This window comes from Pseudomonas sp. DF5 (assembly GCF_058148225.1).
In genome coordinates, this window is the sequence record NZ_JBYVYM010000004.1 from 254,563 (window position 1) to 271,848 (window position 17,286).

Below are 17,286 nucleotides of genomic sequence, written 5' to 3' on the forward strand. Positions count from 1 at the left end.
CCCTCGCCACAGGTTATCCGTAGCCCAAGTCATGGGTTTGACGCCAAATTTTCGCCCCAAAAATTGAATGGTCATTTATCAGACTCGCCACTAAAGTGGCATCCGGCCTGTAGAGTAGGACACTCTGACAGCCTCCTATCCCAGGTGAATCAACGATTGACCCATAACGCCATCCAGCGGCTTTTGCTCAAACGCTTCGCCCTTGCGGCCGGCACTTATGCCCTGGCCTTGCTGCTGCTGTGGCTGGCGTTTTTCACCGGCCATTACCACGATTCCATCGTTGGCATGGTGGTCGGCAGTGCATTGGTGTTGCTCAGCCAGGCGGTGCTGTTCGCGGTGTTTTACAGCGGCACCAACCTGCGTTTTTCCGACCCCAGCCTGACCGAAGCGCAAGTGTTGTTAGGGCTGGGATGGCAAACGTGGCTGATCGCCCATCTGGACGAGGCGCGCGGTGCGTTTCTGGTGTTTTACCTGCTGATTCTGCTGTTCGGCTTGTTTCATTTACCGCGCACGGCATTCTTGCGATGTGCGCTTTTTGTGTTTTTCAGTTTCAGCGCCATCACGTTGTGGGAGGGCTACCACTTTCAGCTGTCCGACCCGACGCTGGCGCTGTTGCAGGTGTGCGTGCTGTTTGTGGTGCTCGGCTGGTTAGTGCTTTACGCCCGCTACGTGCAGATGTCGCGCCAGCGTATGCGTCAGCGGCGGTTCGCCTTGCAGGCGCATCAAGACACCCTGCGCGGAATGATGCGCCAGCTCGAAGGCCTGGTGGCGACCGACGAACTCACCGGGCTGTTCAACCGTCGGCATTTCCTGCGCCTGGCCTCCCGCGAGCTGAACGCCTTGGAAGTCGGTGTGTTGCATGGCCTGGCGCTGATCGACCTCGACCACTTCAAGCGCATCAACGACGTTCATGGTCACGCCGCCGGCGATCAGGTGCTGCAAGCGTTCGCCGGAGTGGCCACGGCCTGCCTGCGCGATGGCGATATTCTGGCCCGTTATGGCGGTGAAGAATTCGTGGTGCTGTTGCCCGATTGCGATGCCGAGCGCCTGACGGCCTGTTGCGAGCGCTTGCGCATAGCCTTCATGGATGTCGAATTGGTCGGCCTGGAGATCGCTCACCTCAGTCTGTCGGCGGGCATGACCTTGTTGGAACTGGGCGACGATCTGGATTACGCCTTGCATTGCGCCGATCAGGCGCTGTACCGCGCCAAGCGTGACGGCCGTAACCGTTGCGCGGCCGCCTGGGAGAATGTCGATGCCTGAGTTACGGGTCGGCGAACGCCATTGGACGGTGGCGGCGGGGAGCAATCTGCTCGATGCCCTCAATCAAAACGGCGTGCCGGTGCCCTATAGCTGCCGCGCCGGCAGTTGCCACGCGTGCCTGGTCAAATGTGTCGTGGGCCTGCCCAGCGACAGCCGTCCCGATGCCTTGAGCAATGAGCAGCGCCAGCAGGGTTGGCGGTTGGCCTGTCAGTGCCAGGTGGTTGACGATCTGCACGTCGAAACCTTTGACCCGCTGCGCGATGGTCTTGCCGCGCAAGTGGTCGCCAGCGATTGGCTGAGCGCCAGCGTGTTGCGCTTGCGCCTGACCAGCGAGCGCCCGTTGCGCTATCAGGCGGGGCAGCATCTGGTGTTGTGGGCGGGGCAGGTGGCGCGGCCATATTCCCTTGCCAGCCTGCCGGAAGAGGACCGCTTCCTGGAGTTCCACCTCGATTGCCGCCAGCCGGGGGAATTCAGTGACGCGGCGCGTCGCTTGAAAATCGGCGATTCGATCCGCCTCGGCGAGTTGCGCGGCGGGGCGCTGCATTACGATCCTGACTGGCACACCCGACCGCTGTGGTTGCTGGCGGCTGGCACCGGTCTGGGGCCGTTGTTCGGCATCTTGCGTGAAGCGTTGCGTCAGCATCACCAGGGCGCCATCCGCGTCATTCACCTGGCCCATGATGCCAGTGAGCATTATCTGGCCAAACCCCTGCAAGCCATGGCCGAGGGCCGTGAAAACCTTAATGTCGAGCTGTGGACGGCGGCCGAGTTGCCCGCCGCTTTGGCGCAACTGCGCCTTGTTTCCCGGCAAACCCTGGCCTTAGTCTGCGGAGCACCCGACAGCGTCGACGCCTTTGCCCGGCGCTTGTACCTGGCGGGTTTGCCGCGCAATCAACTGCTGGCGGATGTCTTTGTACCCCATGGTTGAGCGCTGATTTTTGTGGCGAGGGAGCTTGCTGTGGCGAGGGGGCGAGCTCCCTCGCCACAGTGGATCCTCTCAGATCAGGACTCGCCATGCCCGATGCCATCCAGTTTGAACGTGAGCGCGGTTTACTGACCCTGCGCCTCAACCGTCCCGAAAAGAAAAACGCCCTGACCCGCGCCATGTACAGCCAACTGGCAGAGGGTTTGCGGCTCGCCGACAGCGACCCCGAGATCAATGCGGTACTGATCACCGGCAGCGCCGAATGCTTCACGGCTGGCAACGACATCGCCGACTTCATCCAGCAACCGCCGAGCAACCTCGACAGCCCGGTGTTTCACTTCATGCTCAATTTGCTGGAGTGCCGTAAACCAGTGGTCGCTGGGGTGGCCGGTGCGGCGGTGGGGATTGGCACGACGATGCTGCTGCATTGCGATCTGGTTTATGTCAGTGCGGACGCGCGGTTGCGCATGCCGTTCGTCAATCTCGGGTTATGCCCGGAGTTCGGTTCCAGCCTGATCCTGCCGCGTTTGCTCGGGCAGGCCAGAGCGGCGCAGTTGCTGTTGCTCGGCGAAGGTTTCAGCGGTGAACAGGCTGTCGCGTGGGGGATCGCGACTGAGGCCTTGGGCAGTGGCGAAGCGGCATTGGCCAAGGCGCGGGAGATGGCGTTGCGCTTTGATGAGTTGCCGCCGGAGGCAGTGCGCATCAGCAAGCAATTGATGAAGGCACCGGATCGCGAGTTGATCCGTAAAGTGATCGAGGAGGAGGGCGCGTTGTTCACCCAACGGCTGCGTTCGCCGGAAGCGATTGCGGCGTTGACGGGGTTTATCAGCAGGCATTGAATCTTCGGTGATCGTGCGGGCCTCTTCGCGGGCAAGCCTCGCTCCCACAGGTTTTGTGTTGAGCTCTGACTTGGTTGGCAGCGGCTTGCCCGCGAAGAGGCCCGCCTGGGCAACACAACTTGTGGATCAAAAACCAAAAAGCCCCGCCATTCACATGGCGGGGCTTTTGTTTTTCAGCAACCGGTCACTCAGACCTGCGGGTCGCCCACGTGCAGGATCTTCATGCCGTTGGTGCCGCCGGTGGTGTGGTAGCTGTCGCCCTTGGTCAGGATCACCCAGTCGCCTTTCTGCACAACGCCGCGCTTGACCAGCTCGTCGATGGCTTTCTGGCTGACTTCGTTCGGTGCCAGTGAGGCCGGGTCGAACGGAACGGTGTACACGCCACGGAACATCGCTGCGCGGGCCTGGGCTTCGCGGTGCGGGGTGAACGCGTAAATCGGCACCGACGAACGGATACGCGACATGATCAGCGGGGTGTAGCCGCTTTCGGTCAGCGCGATGATCGCTTTCACACCCGGGAAGTGGTTGGCGGTGTACATGGTTGCCAGCGCGATGCTCTCGTCGCAGCGCTCGAATTCCTTGCCGATGCGGTGGCTGGAGGTCTTGCTGGTCGGGTGCTTTTCAGCGCCGACGCAGATGCGCGCCATGGCTTGCACCGCTTCCAGCGGGTACAGGCCGGCGGCACTTTCGGCCGAGAGCATCACGGCGTCGGTGTAGTCGAGCACGGCGTTGGCTACGTCGGACACTTCGGCGCGGGTCGGCATCGGGTTCTGGATCATCGACTCCATCATCTGGGTCGCGACGATCACAGCCTTGTTGTGGCGGCGTGCGTGCAGAATGATTTTCTTCTGAATGCCTACCAGCTCGGCATCGCCGATTTCCACACCCAGGTCACCACGGGCAACCATCACCGCGTCGGAAGCCTTGATCAGGCCGTCGAGGGTTTCGTCGTCGGCCACGGCTTCGGCGCGTTCGATCTTCGCCACCAGCCAGGCGGTACCGCCGGCTTCGTCGCGCAGTTGACGGGCGTATTCCATGTCGGCGGCGTCACGTGGGAAGGACACCGCGAGGTAGTCGACTTCCATTTCGGCAGCGAGCTTGATGTCGGCCTTGTCTTTCTCGGTCAGGGCCGGCGCCGTCAGGCCACCACCACGACGGTTGATGCCTTTGTGGTCCGACAGCGGGCCGCCGATGGTCACGGTGCAATGCAGTTCGGTAGCGGTGGCGGTATCGACGCGCATCACTACGCGGCCGTCGTCGAGCAGCAGCTCGTCGCCCACGCCGCAGTCTTTTACCAGGTCCGGGTAGTCGATGCCGACCACTTGCTGGTTGCCTTCGGTCAGTGGATGGCTGGTGGAGAAGGTGAACTGATCACCGATCTTCAGCTCGATCCGCTTGTTGGCGAATTTGGCGATACGAATTTTCGGGCCTTGCAGGTCACCCAGCAGGGCGACGAAGCGGCCGTGCTTGGCAGCGAGGTCACGCACCAGCTTCGCGCGAGCCTTGTGCTCGTCGGGGGTGCCGTGGGAGAAGTTCAGACGGGCGACGTCCAGGCCAGCCAGAATCAGCTGTTCGAGAACTTCCGGCGAGTTACTGGCCGGGCCAAGGGTAGCGACGATTTTGGTACGACGGACGGACATGCAAAGACTCCTGAGTTCAAGCGCAAGCAGAGGCTACTATGGTCCCGGGGTGTAGTCATTGTTCGTTTGCACTACTTTTTTCTTTCTTTATTGAACCCCGCAACTTTGCAGCACGCCATCCTGAAGATTTCCGACAGCGGGTCGATACAGAGCACAAGACAGGAGATCCCCCTATGCGATTCGTGCTCATTGCCGTCCTTGCCCTCAGTGCTGCGGGCTGCACCCGTTGGTCGATGGACCATCATTTGAACAATGCCTACAGCGCCTACGAACGCGGCAACTGCGAGCAGGTGATGCTCGAACTGTCCAAGGTCGATCGCGAAAGCCGTTCCCGTCGTTACGTGCAGCCGGAAGTGACGATGATGCGCGGCCAGTGCCTGGAGCGGCAGAAGCTGTTTATCGATGCGGCCCAGACTTACCAGTTCATCATCGCGGCCTACCCGCAAAGCGAATATGCCTACCGCGCCCGTGCCCGGCTGGAAACCCTGGAGAGCCTGGGGCATTACCCGACCCGCAGCGCGACGCAGGTACGCCCGACCCGGTTCTGATTGAGGTTGTCCTACAAAGGCTGGCTGACTGGCGGTGGTGAGCTATAGTCGAATAGATCGATTAGAGCCTTGCCTCTAACCGAGGTTACACCTGTGATCGGCAGCGGAAGGTTGGACTGTCGCAACAGGATCGGGGAGAGCGCGCCCATGCCTCTATCAATAGAAGCAGGCCCGTTCCGAAGCATTAGTGCGGCCCTGCTTAAGGGCCTTGCATGGCGAATGACCCATGTTCACCGACCGCCGGATCGAGCGGCATCAACTGCCGTATTTTCTGAGAGTATTCAACAGCGTCACCGATAAACCCATCGGTTTTCTGGGCAATGTGTCTGCCGACGGGCTGATGCTCATCAGCCAGTTACCGATGATGGTGGGCGCCGACTTTGACCTTCGATTAAAAATCCCCGCCAGCGACGGCTGCCAGCAGGTTATTGACCTGGCGGCCTGTTGTCTGTGGTGCCACGAAGACGCTACACCGCACCATTACGACGCCGGGTTCAGCCTGCAACGGGCACCGCCGGAATATGGGCAGCTGATGGAGGCGTTGACGCAGTACTTCAGCTTTCAGCCGTTGCCTGCTTCTGCCTGAAGTCTGCGGCGTCTAAGCAATCGCCATCGCGAGCAGGCTCGCTCCCACAAGGTTATCTGGTGCCCACAAATGCTGTGTCCACCGAAGATTACCTGTGGGAGCGAGCCTGCTCTCGATGGCATCAGTTTATACACCAAAGAATAACGGGATAAAGACTAGGTCGTTTTGATCGCCTTCTCGTTATCCAGCGACCGCTCCACCAGCATCAACCCCAACTCACTCATCCGATAAATCGCCATGGCCAGATGCCGCGGCTTGTCGTTCAGGCTTTCAGCCAGGTCGAGCAGCAGAATGCTGACCGTCGAGAAGGTTTCGTAGGTCTCGATGGTCAAGGCTTCAGGATTGGCATTGGGGATAACGGTGAACATTTTCATGGATCGTTCCTCGGTGGGGCGTCTGTTGGCAAAACACGGTTCAGTGTTTTCCCGTTTGAGATAGTGATCTAGAGCCCTGTCGGCAGCTTTGTGGAGTTTTCTTGAGTCGAGGGTTCCGTAGGGGGGATGGGGGATGGTTTTGAATAGATTGGGTCGAGGCATTAACACGGTTAACTCCTTGTTGGAGCTACCGCCGATTCGGAGGTAGACGAATGGGCGGTAGCGAGGGAAGGAGAACCTTATGTCGGGACGGACACCACCCACAATCAGACTGGGTCGCTGACACTTGTAGGCAGATGCGCTTCATTTTGTAGCCGTTAGCGCTGCTATTCGAGAAGTCGGGAGGAGGGCAACAAGCAGATTACTGACCATGAACGTCAGTTGTTACCCGATGAGGGGCATCGGGTAATAGCTGAGGAGAATTACGATTCTTGATGGTTAGCTAGACATTAGGGTCATGCTTCTTTGGAGTCTGTGATTCTTTAAAGTCGGTGGAGACAGAAATAAGTGCCAAAGAGATGAATTCTTGGTTTCGATCTATCGTTTGTAATGCACATCGGATGTTATCCGCTACTTCGGTAGCCCCTCGTTGCGCCACCCAATTCGATAGTTCTTCTATAGCAGCACACAAAGCCAGTTGGTTCTCATTGATCTGCGTTAGTACTGATGCAAATAGGCTTGTCTCGTCCATGATTGATTCCTTGCGATAGAGCTTTCAGGTTGTTGAGTAGGATTGGTTTTCGTAAGCACCCGGATTGAGGGTTTGTCGTACGTGCTCGCACGTCATATTCATGTAGATGTCGTGTCATGACGATTTTATATACGATTCGACGTTACATCGTCCCAGCTTTTTTCCACCCCAAATACGCCGTCACCAACTCGGCCCCCAACTCTGTGGGCCGGGCATCCACCACCGGCACTCCATGAGCACTCAAACGCTCATGGAGCTGCGCCCGGTCATTCAAATAATCCACCGTCCCACAATAGGCCAGCGCCTCTGGCAAGGTTTGCACCGGCGTTTGCCGCAGGCTGTCGAGCAAGTCTTCGCGCAGGCTCGCCACCAGCACCCGATGCAGTTTGCTCAGGCGTTTGACGGCGGTCAGCAGTTCTTCGTCGTCTTCATCCCTCAAGTTGGTGACCAGCACCACCAGCGCCCGGCGTTTTTGTCGGGCCAGCAGTTGCGTGACGGCAGCCTGGTAGTCGGCCGGGCGTTGGGTGCTGTCGAGGTCGTAGACGGTGTTGAGCAACACGTTGAGCTGGCCTGTGCCCTTGACCGGGGCAAGGTAGTGCGGATGGTTGCTGGCGAAGGTGCTCAAGCCCACCGCGTCGCCCTGGCGCAACGCGATGTAGCTGAGCAACAGGCAGGCATTGAGGGCGTGATCGAAATGCGCAAGCTCGCCGTCCTGGCTGCGCATGCGGCGGCCGCAGTCGAGCATGAAGATGATTTGCTGGTCGCGCTCGTCCTGGTACTCGCGGGCGATGGGGGTGCGTTGGCGGGCGGTGGCTTTCCAGTCGATCTGGCGCAGGCTGTCGCCTTCGCGGAATTCGCGCAGTTGATGGAACTCCAGGCCCAGGCCGCGACGTTGGCGCTGGCGTACGCCGAGTTGGCTGAGCCAGTTGTCCACCGCCAGCAACTGGCCGCCGTAGAGGCGGGCGAAGTCGGGGTAGACGCGGGTAGTGTCGGATATGTGGAGCAGGCGTTTGTCGGACCACAAGCCCATGGGGCTCGGCAGGTTGATTTCGCAGTATTCGAAGCTGAAATGGCCGCGCATGAGCGGGCGCAGGCGGTAGCTGATCTGGCTCTGTTGGCCAGGTTGTAGTTCGACCGACAGGGGCAGGTTTTCGAAGCTCAGGCCGTCGGGTACGTGGTCGAAGATCTGAATGTTCAGTGGCTGGGTAAAATTATGCTCGACCTCCAGTCGCACTTCGCTCCATCGACCGAGCGCCAGGCTGCCGGGCATTTGTCGCTGGAGGCGCGGTGAGGGCAAACGCTTGAGGCGAATGGCGTCGAGTATCGCCAGGGCCAGCAGGGCTAGCAGTAATCCCCAGTTGATCGATAAAAGGCTTGATGGAACGGCGATGTCCAGCGTCCGTAAGGCGCCCAGCACGATGCCGATGGCCAGCAAGGCCGCAAGCCAGGCCAGTAGAAGCCGGGATGGTTTCATCGGCACACAGTTCCTGTGGCCATGTTCACAGGCGTGGCGCCGGCACTTGGTCGAGCAGTTGCTTGAGCACCTGATCGACTTCCAGCCCTTCGATGTCCAGCTCCGGGGCAATCCGCACCCGGTGACGCAGTACCGCCAGAGCGCAACCTTTGATGTCGTCGGGAATCACGAACTCGCCGCCGCGCAACAAAGCACGGGCGCGGGCGCAGCGCACCAGGGCGATGGAGGCGCGAGGTCCGGCGCCGAGGGTCAGGCCTGGCCAGGTGCGGGTGGTGCGGGCCAGGCGCACGGCGTAATCAAGTACCTGATCGTCCAGCGGCAGATCGCTGGCAATGCGCTGCAAGGCCAGCACGTCCTTGGCTTGCAACACCGTGCGCAGCGGTTGCACGTCGAGCATGTCGGCGCGGGTCGAGCGGCTGACCTGGCGCACCATGTCCAGTTCCTGATCGGTCTCGGGGTAGTCCATGCGTACCTTGAGCATGAAGCGGTCGAGCTCGGCTTCGGGCAGCGGGTAGGTGCCTTCCTGTTCGATGGGGTTTTGCGTGGCCAACACCATAAACGGTTGCGCGATGGGCAGGGCGCGGCCTTCGAGGGTGACCTGGCGTTCCTGCATGGCTTCGAGCAGCGCGGCCTGGGTTTTTGCCGGGGCGCGGTTGATCTCGTCGGCTAATAACAGGTTGGTGAACAACGGGCCTTTGCGCAGTTTGAATTGCTCGGTCTGCAGGTCGTACACCGCGTGCCCGGTAACGTCGCTGGGCATCAGGTCCGGGGTGAACTGGATGCGGGCGTATTCGCCACCGAAGCAACGGGCGAGGGCGCGCACCAGCAACGTCTTGCCCAATCCCGGTACGCCTTCGAGCAGCACATGACCGCCGGCGATCAGGGCGGTGAGTACATCGTCGATCACGCCGTTCTGGCCGATCACCGCTTTTTGCAACTCCGATCTTACCGCCTGGGCCAATTGGCTGGCGCGCTGGCGCTGCTGGGTGGCGTGGGTCTGGGTGCCGGGCTCGATCTGTTCACTCATAAGGCGTTCCTCAAAATTTGCAGGTGGGCGACCTGACGGCTGAATTCAGCGCTGGACAGCCGCTGTTTCGGTCGCGGGCTCATGGCCTGGCTGATGGCGCGTGTGGGTTGGCCAGTCAGGCGTGCGAGCACCAGCCATTGTTCGGCGACGCCGAGTTGTTCAAAACCGGGATGACGGTGGCGGACACGGCGCAGGATGTCTTGTTGCAAGGCGTGTAGCAGACTGTGCTGACCGCTGCGACGCAGCATGAAATCGGCGCTTGCGCGCAGGTGTTCCTGAAGATGCCGACGCGCCCTTGGGGCCGGTTCCAGCAACGGGCCGCTGCGCACGCTAACGTGCCAGAAGCCCAAAGCGATCAAGGCGACCAGGGCCACCAGGGCTTGTGGAAAGTAACGCCACAACAAGGTTAGCAGACTGTCGTGCTCGGTATTGAACAGCAGGGTCACGTCCGTGTCGGCTGTCAGATACCACAGCAGCCAGGCGTTGTCGTACTGGTCGATGGCCGAGGTTTTCCAGAGGTCGGCGTCGGTGACCACGGTGATCGAACCCAGCCCGTGGCTCAGCTGCATCATGTGCGTGGCCTTGCCGCTATTGGCCCAGGCCTGGGCGAGGTTTTTCGGGTCGTCGAGGTGGAACGCGGTATCGAAGCTGAAGTAGGCCGGCGCCTCTTCGTTTTCCAGATAGAGCTTGGTCAGTTTGGGGTAGGGATCATCGCGCAGATCGGGAGGCGAGTCCTTGAGGTCTTTGCTCAGGAACTGGTGCAACTGCACCCGGTCGAGCAGCAGGTCATTGCTCTGACCGGTCTTTTCATCCCACAGGGCTTCGGCGACGAATAGCAGGCGCCCACCGGCCCGGGTCCAGTTCAATACCTGATCCACCTGGCGCGGCGACATGTTCGACCGGTCGCCGAGCAACAACAGGCTGTGCTGACGCGGTTCGAGGGTCGGCAGGATGTCGAGGCTGTTGGCGTGGCTGACGGTCAGGCCTTGCTTGCGCAGAAAATGCTCGGCGGCTAGATACGGATTGGCCTGGGCTTCGGGAGACGGGCCGTGTTCGATTTGTACCTGATAGGGCGTGGTCTTGAAGTACAGGTAAACACTCAGCGCGCCCAGAAGCGCGACGATGAACACGCCGAGCGCCAGCCATGCCCTGCGATTCAACGGACCGCTCCCGGGCCGAACAACGCGCGCCAGCCGTCACACAGTTCCTGTTGCATATGCGCTGGCGGCAGGCGATGCCCGTAGGCCATGTTTTGCCAGTGCCCGGTGAGGTTTTTACTGAAGGCCAGCAACGCCGGTTGCTTCAATTGTTCAACGCGCTGAAGCACCTCGCCTTCGGTGTCGGCGGGTTTGAGCGTCATGTTGAAGTCGTTCAGCAAGTGGCTGAGCAAGGCGCGATAGAGCAAGCCAAGGGCTTCACGCGGGTGGGTCTGCCAGAGGCTTTCGGCGCTGGCCGCGATATCGGCGGGCAGGGTTTCGCGGTTGAGGTCCAGGCCGAACGCCTGCTGCGGCAACGGTCGCGTCACTTTTCGGTTGAGCGCTGGCCGGCGGTTGACGAACGCCTGCAACCAGTCGCGGTAACGCCAGATCAACAGGCCGATGGCGCCGATCACCGTGCCCCACAGCAACACCTCGATCAGGTTGGCCAAAGCGCCGAAACGCTGGCTGTCGAGCAAACGGAATAGCGCCTTCAACCAGGCGGGCGCTTGACCATCGTGCGCAGTGTCGGTGGCGGGCTTGTCTTCGCCAAACCGATAGCGGGTCACCGTTTCCTTGTTCTTGAACGGTGGCTGATCGAGGATGGCCTTGATGCTGTCTCGGGATGCCTGACTGGTCAGCGGTTGCTCCAGCAGACGCGGGCTGTCCGGTGACATGTCCGGTTCGGCGGCCCAGACGCTTTGCCCCGTCGGCACCAGCACAAACGCCGCCAGCAGCAACGTGATGACTGCGCTGCTCAGGCGTTGGCGCAAGCGGCGGAACACCAGTTCGATGTCCCAGGCTTCCAGTCGTGTGCGCCGGTTCAGGTAAAGGCTGAAACCACAGGCGACATAAATCGGTTCCCAGACCACCAGCACCAGGGCGTAAAAAGCATTGGTCAGGTGTTCCAGCCAGCGCCAGTCTTGTGTGGCGGCGGCAATCAAGGTTTGCCAGCCCCAGTCGAGTTCGACCTGCAGCGGCAAGAGCATGTAGAACAGCACCATCAGGCCGATCCACAACGCGCTTTCCAGGTGCACGCCGATGATCGTCAGCCATTGCGCGGCACCGGCATTGCGTTGCAACAGCACGCGCAAACGTTGTTGCCGTGCTTCGCCTTCCAGGCCTTCGAGTTGCACCACAGGCATCAGAAAGCTGCGGCTCAGGCTCAGGCGACGCCAGGTCAGACTGGCCAGCAGTTGCGGCGGGAGCAGGCGCGGCCATTGGCGCAGGGCCTGTTTTAGCGTGGGTGTTTCGCCGAACATGGCTTTGGACAGGATGTACAGTGGCAGCCGGTCGAACGCCGGTTTAAGCCACCAGAACAGGAAGAGGGCAAGGGAGGGCGATTCCCACAGCATCAGGGTGAGCAGGGTAAAGATCGGCAAGGTCACGATCGCCCAACTGGTCATTAACAGGCGTCGATGGCGCTGACTCAGCAGCACCCCGAGGTCCATGGCTTCCCAGTTTGTGCGCGGGCGAATCACCGCACTGGCATCACTCAGGCGCATGGCGAGTCCGTCCGGCAAACAGCAGATAAGTCGCGACCAGTACCCAGAGCGCTGCGCCAACCAGGTATTTGGTCAGCGGCGTGATTCCGGTCCGCGACGACCAGTAGGCTTCGATAAACGCCGCAATCAGCAAAAACAGCATGACCCCGCAAATCAGCAACACACTCTTGCTCGCCGCCAGTCGCAGGGCTTCGGCACGGGGCAGACGCCCTGGCGCGATCAATGCCCAGCCCAGTTGCAGGCCGGCGGCACCGGCAAGAGCTATGGCGCTCAGTTCGAAGGCGCCATGGCCGATAACGAACGACCAGAAGGTTTGGCCGTAGCCGATGTATGTCAGGTGCCCGGCCACCGCACCGATGATCAGGCCGTTGAAGAACAGGAAAAACGCGCTGCCCAGGCCAAACAGCAAACCGCTGGCAAAGGTCTGAAACGCGATGCCGATGTTGTGCATGATGTAGTAACCGAACATCACCCAGTCTTCGCTGGCCGCCCGTTCTGCCACGCGCCCCAGATGACCGGCGACAGGGTCGTACATGCTTTGCATCTCACTGACCTGCTCGGCCGGGATCAGGTTGTAGACCAGTTCCGGGAACAGATACACCAGCAGTGCGATGCCAATCAGGCTGCCAAAAAATATCAGGCTGGCGGCAAGCACGAAGCGCCACTGTTCGCGCACCAGTCGCGGGAAGTCGGCAAGGATGAAACCCAGCACAGTGGCACCCAGCCAGCTGCGATGCCGATAAAGTTGTTGATGCCCGCGCAACACCTGTTGCTGTAGCGAATCGACCAAAAAGCTGCTGTAACCGCGTTCCTGAGCCAGGGCCAGGTGTTGGCAGATCCGTCGATAATCGCTGGGGAAGCTGGCGACCCGCGAGGTTTCCTTGCCTCGTTCCAGCCGTTCGAGCGAGAGTGCAAACTGCTCCCATTCGGCCTTGTGGCGGCTTTCGAAAAGGCTTTGCTTCATGTCGGGCCCAGCAGTCCGCGGGCGATACCGTTGAGTTCGGCCACGGCCTGCGGCGCTGAAACGTGCAGCGGTTGCGCGAGTATCGAGGCGAGTTCGCCTGCCCGCGCCTCGGAGAGTTCACCCTGGCGCTCGGCAAACCCGAGGATGGCGCGTTGCTCGGTCAGCGTCAGCGCGAAAGCGGCGCGGCGCGGCGGGGCATCGGGTAACTGCGGTCGGGTGAGCGGTTGTTCGCGGTAGATCACCAGCGTGCCGGCAGCCAGGTCGCCGAGGCGTTTGAAGGTGGGATGTTGCAGGCAACTGATAGCCCCGAGGAAGTAGCCGAACGGCAACATGTCGACAAATCGCAACAGGTTGCGCAGCAAGGACGCGGACCAGCCGATCGGCGTGCCATCGTCGTGCACCACGCGCAACCCCATCCATTGTTTGCCCGGTGAGCGCCCCTGATTGAGCACTTCGAACAGCACCATGTACCACCAACTCACCACGAACAGCAGAATCGAGCCAAGCCCCGCGCCGAGTTTGCCGAGGAACGCCAGCACCATGAACAGCAGGCCCAGGATCAACCCGCGCAGGCCCAGGTCGATGGCGAATGCCAGCGCACGGACCATCATCCCGGCCGGGCGCAGTGGCAAGTCGATGCCTTCGGGCGTTTCGACGTGATACCGCGTATCCAGTGGCGGGGCCAGCGTTGCTTTCCGTGGCAGTGCTGTGGTCTCGAGCATGGGCAACCTTGGTGTGGCTGGTTTGCGAATCGATGTCCGTCCGATGCTAGCAGCCTCTCGGGGGAAAACGACATAACTATGTATTGCACGGTGCGTGGCCAGAGGTGATTGAATAACAAGAATTCTGGTCGGGGCAGCCTGTGTGCGCCTAGACTTCGCCGGTCTTCAGTTCAGGAACAACCCGTGACCTCGATCTTCTGGTACGACTACGAAACCACTGGCATCAACCCCCGTTGCGACCGTCCGTTGCAAGTGGCGGGGATTCGCACCGACTTCGATCTCAATGAAATAGACGAGCCAGTCAATCTCTACTGCCAGCCCAGTGACGACATCCTGCCGCATCCGGCGGCTTGCGCAATCACTGGTATTACGCCTGGCCTTCTGGCCGAGCAAGGTTTGAGCGAAGCCGACTTCATGACCCGGGTGCATGCCCAGCTCGCTCTGCCCGGTACTTGTGGGGCGGGGTATAACACGCTGCGTTTCGACGACGAGATGACCCGTTACAGCCTGTATCGAAACTTTTTCGACCCCTACGCACGGGAGTGGCAGGGCGGCAATAGCCGCTGGGACCTGATCGACATCGTGCGCGCGGCTTATGCGTTGCGTCCCGATGGCTTTGTCTGGCCCACGGATGACGAAGGGCGGGTGACGCTCAAGCTCGAACGCCTGACCGCCGCCAATGGCATCGATCACGGAAATGCCCACGAGGCGCTATCGGATGTTCGCGCCACCATCGCCCTGGCGCGTCTGATACGCGAAAAACAGCCGAAGTTGTATGACTGGCTGTTTCAGTTGCGCAGCAAACAAAAGGTGATGGACCAGATTCGGCTGTTGCAGCCGATGGTGCACATTTCCGGACGCTTTTCGGCGGCTCGCCATTATGTAGGCGTGGTACTGCCATTGGCCTGGCATCCACGTAATCGCAACGCGCTGATTGTCTGTGACCTGCACCTGGACCCTCTGGGGCTACTCGATCTGGATACGGAAACCTTGCGTCAGCGGCTTTATACCCGCCGTGACGATCTGGCCGAAGGCGAACTGCCGGTGCCGCTCAAGCTCATCCACATCAACAAGTGCCCGGTCGTGGCGCCGCTATCGGTACTTCGCCCTGAAGATCAGCAACGTTTGGGGCTGGACATGGCGCTCTATCAGGAACGGGCGCTGCGGCTAAGTGCCGCACAACAACTTTGGCAAGATAAAGTCTCGGGAATTTATGCCCGCGAGGATTTCGCCGCGAGCCTGGACCCCGAGCAACAGTTATACGACGGTTTTATCGGTGATCGGGATAGGCGACTATGTGAGCAAGTCAGAGCCGCTGACCCTGCGCAATTAGCACAAGAGCAGTGGCCTTTCGATGATGAACGTTTGCCCGAATTATTGTTTCGTTATCGCGCACGCAACTTTCCCGATACGTTGAGCCCGGAAGAGCAAGAACGCTGGCGAATATTTTGTCAGCAACGTTTGTCCGTACCGGAGTGGGGCGCTCCCAATACGCTGGAAAGTTTTCTGACAGCTGCCGCCCAATTGGCGATTAGTCCTACATCGTTTCAGCAAGAGGTTCTGGATGAATGGCAGATTCATGTCCAGGCATTACGCAAACGTTTGAATCTTTGAAAACGAAAACGACTTTCGCTTAAATTCCGGGCATAAAAAAACGCCAGCATTTGCTGGCGTTCTTTTGGTCGCGGATCAGTCTGCGACTGGCTTGCGGCTTAGCCCAGCAGGGTAGCCCAGCCTTCAACCACGTCACCGCCCCACTTGGCTTTCCACTCTTTCAGAGTTTTGTGGTTGCCACCTTTGGTTTCGATGACTTCGCCGTTGTGCGGGTTTTTGTATTGTTTAACTTTGCGAGCACGCTTGGTGCCGGTAGTTTTTACTGCGCCGCCACGTGGAGCCTTGGTTTTGGACTCTGGATCCAACAGGGCAATGATGTCACGCAGGGATTTGGAGTATTCGCCCATCAGGGTGCGCAGTTTGCCTTCGAATTCCAGCTCGGTTTGCAGTTTGTCGTCTTGGGACAGGTTCTTCAAACGGGCTTGCAGCTCTTTGATAGCTTCTTCGGTGGCGCGATATTCGTTGATCAAGGACATGAGGACTACCTTATGTTGGCGCTGGATGACAGGGTGACAGTGCGACAATAATAGTCAGGGTGTTTCACCAAGTAAACATTTAACCGGAGTTTTATTTAAATTAGTTGCGGTGAATAGGACGCACATTGGAGAGACAGTTAAATAGCGTCACAAATATTCACAGTTGACCTCTTGAAGACTGGCTACAAGAGCACCATGCACTGGCGTATGGCGTTCCTGAACCTGTGCCGCTGACCGCCATGCGCGGCCCGCGCGTCATCAATACTGCAGTTTTGCTGCGCAATCGCTAGAATGGCGGCCTTTGCGAAGTTCTGGAGTTTCCCCCTCATGCGCACTTTTCGGCTGGTGATTGCTTGCCCGGACCGCGTCGGCATCGTTGCTAAAGTCAGTAACTTTCTGGCGTCACATAACGGCTGGATCACTGAAGCGAGCCATCACTCGGACAATCTCAGTGGCTGGTTCTTCATGCGTCACGAAATTCGTGCCGATTCGCTGCCTTTCGGTATCGAAGCCTTTCGCGAAGCGTTTGCACCGATTGCCCAAGAGTTCTCGATGGACTGGCGCATCACCGACACCGAGCAGAAGAAGCGCGTGGTGTTGATGGCCAGCCGTGAGTCCCATTGCCTGGCCGACTTGTTGCACCGCTGGCACAGCGACGAACTGGACTGCGAAATCGCTTGCGTGATTTCCAACCATGACGATTTGCGCAGCATGGTCGAGTGGCACGGTATTCCTTACTACCATGTACCGGTCAACCCGCAGGACAAGGAGCCGGCCTTCGCCGAAGTCTCGCGCCTGGTCAAACAGCACGACGCCGAAGTGGTGGTACTTGCCCGTTACATGCAGATTCTGCCGCCCGACTTGTGCAGCGAATATGCCCACAAAGTCATCAACATTCACCACAGCTTCCTGCCGTCGTTCGTTGGCGCCAAGCCGTATCATCAGGCTTCGATGCGCGGTGTGAAGTTGATCGGTGCCACTTGCCACTATGTCACCGAAGAGCTGGACGCCGGTCCGATCATCGAGCAAGACGTGGTGCGTGTCAGCCACAGCGACAGTATTGAAGACATGGTGCGCTTCGGTCGTGACGTCGAGAAAATGGTGCTGGCCCGTGGTCTGCGTTATCACCTGGAAGACCGGGTGCTGGTGCACGGAAACAAAACCGTCGTGTTCTGACAACCATACGGTTGAAATCCGAAGGGCCTGGGCGTTCAATCGCTTCAGGCCCTTCGCCGTTTCTGCACCGAGGACATGACCATGGCTGATCCGCTGGACAAAGCCGTTTCCAAGGCGCCCGCCACATTGGGTGAGGGCTGTTTGAGCCGCTACGACCCGGATGACCTGAGCCCCGAAGACGGCACGGAGTTTCCCGGCGCCGCCGAGTTGTGGGAGCAGTTGCGGGATGATTCCGACGATACCGCCGAAGGTGTCTGAAAAGATCC

18 protein-coding genes are annotated in these 17,286 nt (G+C 59.8%); 8 read left to right on the top strand and 10 right to left on the bottom strand.

Features of this window, described 5'->3' with window-relative positions; all coding sequences use genetic code 11:
- Positions 1-156 precede the first annotated feature (156 nt).
- The 3 genes from AC30D7_RS05975 (at position 157) to AC30D7_RS05985 (ending at position 3,027) form a co-directional block, all read left to right on the top strand.
- The gene (locus AC30D7_RS05975) at positions 157-1,263 is read left to right on the top strand and encodes a GGDEF domain-containing protein (RefSeq protein WP_490133427.1); all 1,107 of its coding nucleotides are present in this window, start codon (positions 157-159) and stop codon (positions 1,261-1,263) included.
- Positions 1,256-2,191 carry an iron-sulfur-binding ferredoxin reductase gene (locus tag AC30D7_RS05980; protein ID WP_490133428.1) on the top strand — a complete coding sequence of 312 codons (936 nt, stop codon included), beginning with the start codon at positions 1,256-1,258 and terminating at the stop codon, positions 2,189-2,191. Before AC30D7_RS05975 ends, AC30D7_RS05980 begins: the two co-directional genes overlap by 8 nt.
- Before the next feature lie 86 nt (positions 2,192-2,277).
- On the top strand, positions 2,278-3,027 hold the full coding sequence (locus AC30D7_RS05985) for an enoyl-CoA hydratase-related protein (RefSeq protein WP_490133429.1): 750 nt from the start codon (positions 2,278-2,280) through the stop codon (positions 3,025-3,027).
- A gap of 188 nt (positions 3,028-3,215) precedes the next feature.
- Here the strand turns inward: AC30D7_RS05985 and pyk are convergent, their stop codons facing one another.
- The gene (gene pyk / locus AC30D7_RS05990) at positions 3,216-4,667 is read right to left on the bottom strand and encodes a pyruvate kinase (protein WP_490133430.1); all 1,452 of its coding nucleotides are present in this window, start codon (positions 4,665-4,667) and stop codon (positions 3,216-3,218) included.
- Between the two features lie 173 nt (positions 4,668-4,840).
- On the opposite strand from pyk, the gene AC30D7_RS05995 reads away from it, so the two are divergent.
- Positions 4,841-5,215 carry a tetratricopeptide repeat protein gene (locus tag AC30D7_RS05995; protein ID WP_413695032.1) on the top strand — a complete coding sequence of 125 codons (375 nt, stop codon included), beginning with the start codon at positions 4,841-4,843 and terminating at the stop codon, positions 5,213-5,215.
- Between the two features lie 226 nt (positions 5,216-5,441).
- Positions 5,442-5,801, top strand: coding sequence for a PilZ domain-containing protein (locus AC30D7_RS06000; RefSeq protein ID WP_490133431.1), 360 nt, complete (start codon positions 5,442-5,444; stop codon positions 5,799-5,801).
- 155 nt (positions 5,802-5,956) lie between these two features.
- Here the strand turns inward: AC30D7_RS06000 and AC30D7_RS06005 are convergent, their stop codons facing one another.
- From AC30D7_RS06005 to AC30D7_RS06040, 8 genes are all read right to left on the bottom strand, one after another.
- A complete protein-coding gene (locus AC30D7_RS06005) occupies positions 5,957-6,337 on the bottom strand; it encodes a DUF6124 family protein (RefSeq protein ID WP_490133432.1) in 381 nt (126 codons plus the stop codon).
- A gap of 280 nt (positions 6,338-6,617) precedes the next feature.
- Positions 6,618-6,866, bottom strand: coding sequence for a hypothetical protein (locus AC30D7_RS06010; RefSeq protein ID WP_490133433.1), 249 nt, complete (start codon positions 6,864-6,866; stop codon positions 6,618-6,620).
- A gap of 142 nt (positions 6,867-7,008) precedes the next feature.
- Entirely contained in the window at positions 7,009-8,340 is a 1,332-nt protein-coding gene (locus tag AC30D7_RS06015; protein WP_490133434.1) for a DUF58 domain-containing protein, read from the bottom strand.
- A gap of 25 nt (positions 8,341-8,365) precedes the next feature.
- Positions 8,366-9,367, bottom strand: a complete 1,002-nt coding sequence (locus AC30D7_RS06020) for an AAA family ATPase (protein ID WP_490133435.1) — start codon at positions 9,365-9,367, stop codon at positions 8,366-8,368.
- A complete protein-coding gene (locus tag AC30D7_RS06025; protein ID WP_490133436.1) occupies positions 9,364-10,527 on the bottom strand; it encodes a DUF4350 domain-containing protein in 1,164 nt (387 codons plus the stop codon). The genes AC30D7_RS06020 and AC30D7_RS06025 overlap by 4 nt, the downstream gene beginning before the upstream one ends.
- Positions 10,524-12,068: a DUF4129 domain-containing protein gene (locus tag AC30D7_RS06030; RefSeq protein ID WP_490133437.1), complete on the bottom strand. Its 1,545-nt coding sequence runs from the start codon at positions 12,066-12,068 to the stop codon at positions 10,524-10,526. Before AC30D7_RS06030 ends, AC30D7_RS06025 begins: the two co-directional genes overlap by 4 nt.
- Positions 12,055-13,032, bottom strand: a complete 978-nt coding sequence (locus tag AC30D7_RS06035; protein WP_490133438.1) for a stage II sporulation protein M — start codon at positions 13,030-13,032, stop codon at positions 12,055-12,057. The genes AC30D7_RS06030 and AC30D7_RS06035 overlap by 14 nt, the downstream gene beginning before the upstream one ends.
- Entirely contained in the window at positions 13,029-13,754 is a 726-nt protein-coding gene (locus AC30D7_RS06040) for an RDD family protein (RefSeq protein WP_490133439.1), read from the bottom strand. Before AC30D7_RS06040 ends, AC30D7_RS06035 begins: the two co-directional genes overlap by 4 nt.
- A 183-nt stretch (positions 13,755-13,937) precedes the next feature.
- Here AC30D7_RS06040 and sbcB point away from each other — a divergent pair, with 183 nt between their 5' ends.
- Complete coding sequence (gene sbcB, locus AC30D7_RS06045; RefSeq protein ID WP_490133440.1) at positions 13,938-15,368, top strand: exodeoxyribonuclease I; 1,431 nt, start codon at positions 13,938-13,940, stop codon at positions 15,366-15,368.
- A gap of 98 nt (positions 15,369-15,466) precedes the next feature.
- Here sbcB and mvaT read toward each other — a convergent pair whose 3' ends face one another.
- The gene (gene mvaT, locus AC30D7_RS06050) at positions 15,467-15,844 is read right to left on the bottom strand and encodes a histone-like nucleoid-structuring protein MvaT (RefSeq protein ID WP_007933316.1); all 378 of its coding nucleotides are present in this window, start codon (positions 15,842-15,844) and stop codon (positions 15,467-15,469) included.
- A 327-nt stretch (positions 15,845-16,171) separates the two neighbouring features.
- Here mvaT and purU point away from each other — a divergent pair, with 327 nt between their 5' ends.
- Complete coding sequence (gene purU / locus AC30D7_RS06055) at positions 16,172-17,020, top strand: formyltetrahydrofolate deformylase (protein ID WP_305409997.1); 849 nt, start codon at positions 16,172-16,174, stop codon at positions 17,018-17,020.
- A gap of 81 nt (positions 17,021-17,101) precedes the next feature.
- Positions 17,102-17,278, top strand: coding sequence for a hypothetical protein (locus AC30D7_RS06060; protein ID WP_305409996.1), 177 nt, complete (start codon positions 17,102-17,104; stop codon positions 17,276-17,278).
- Positions 17,279-17,286 lie beyond the last annotated feature (8 nt).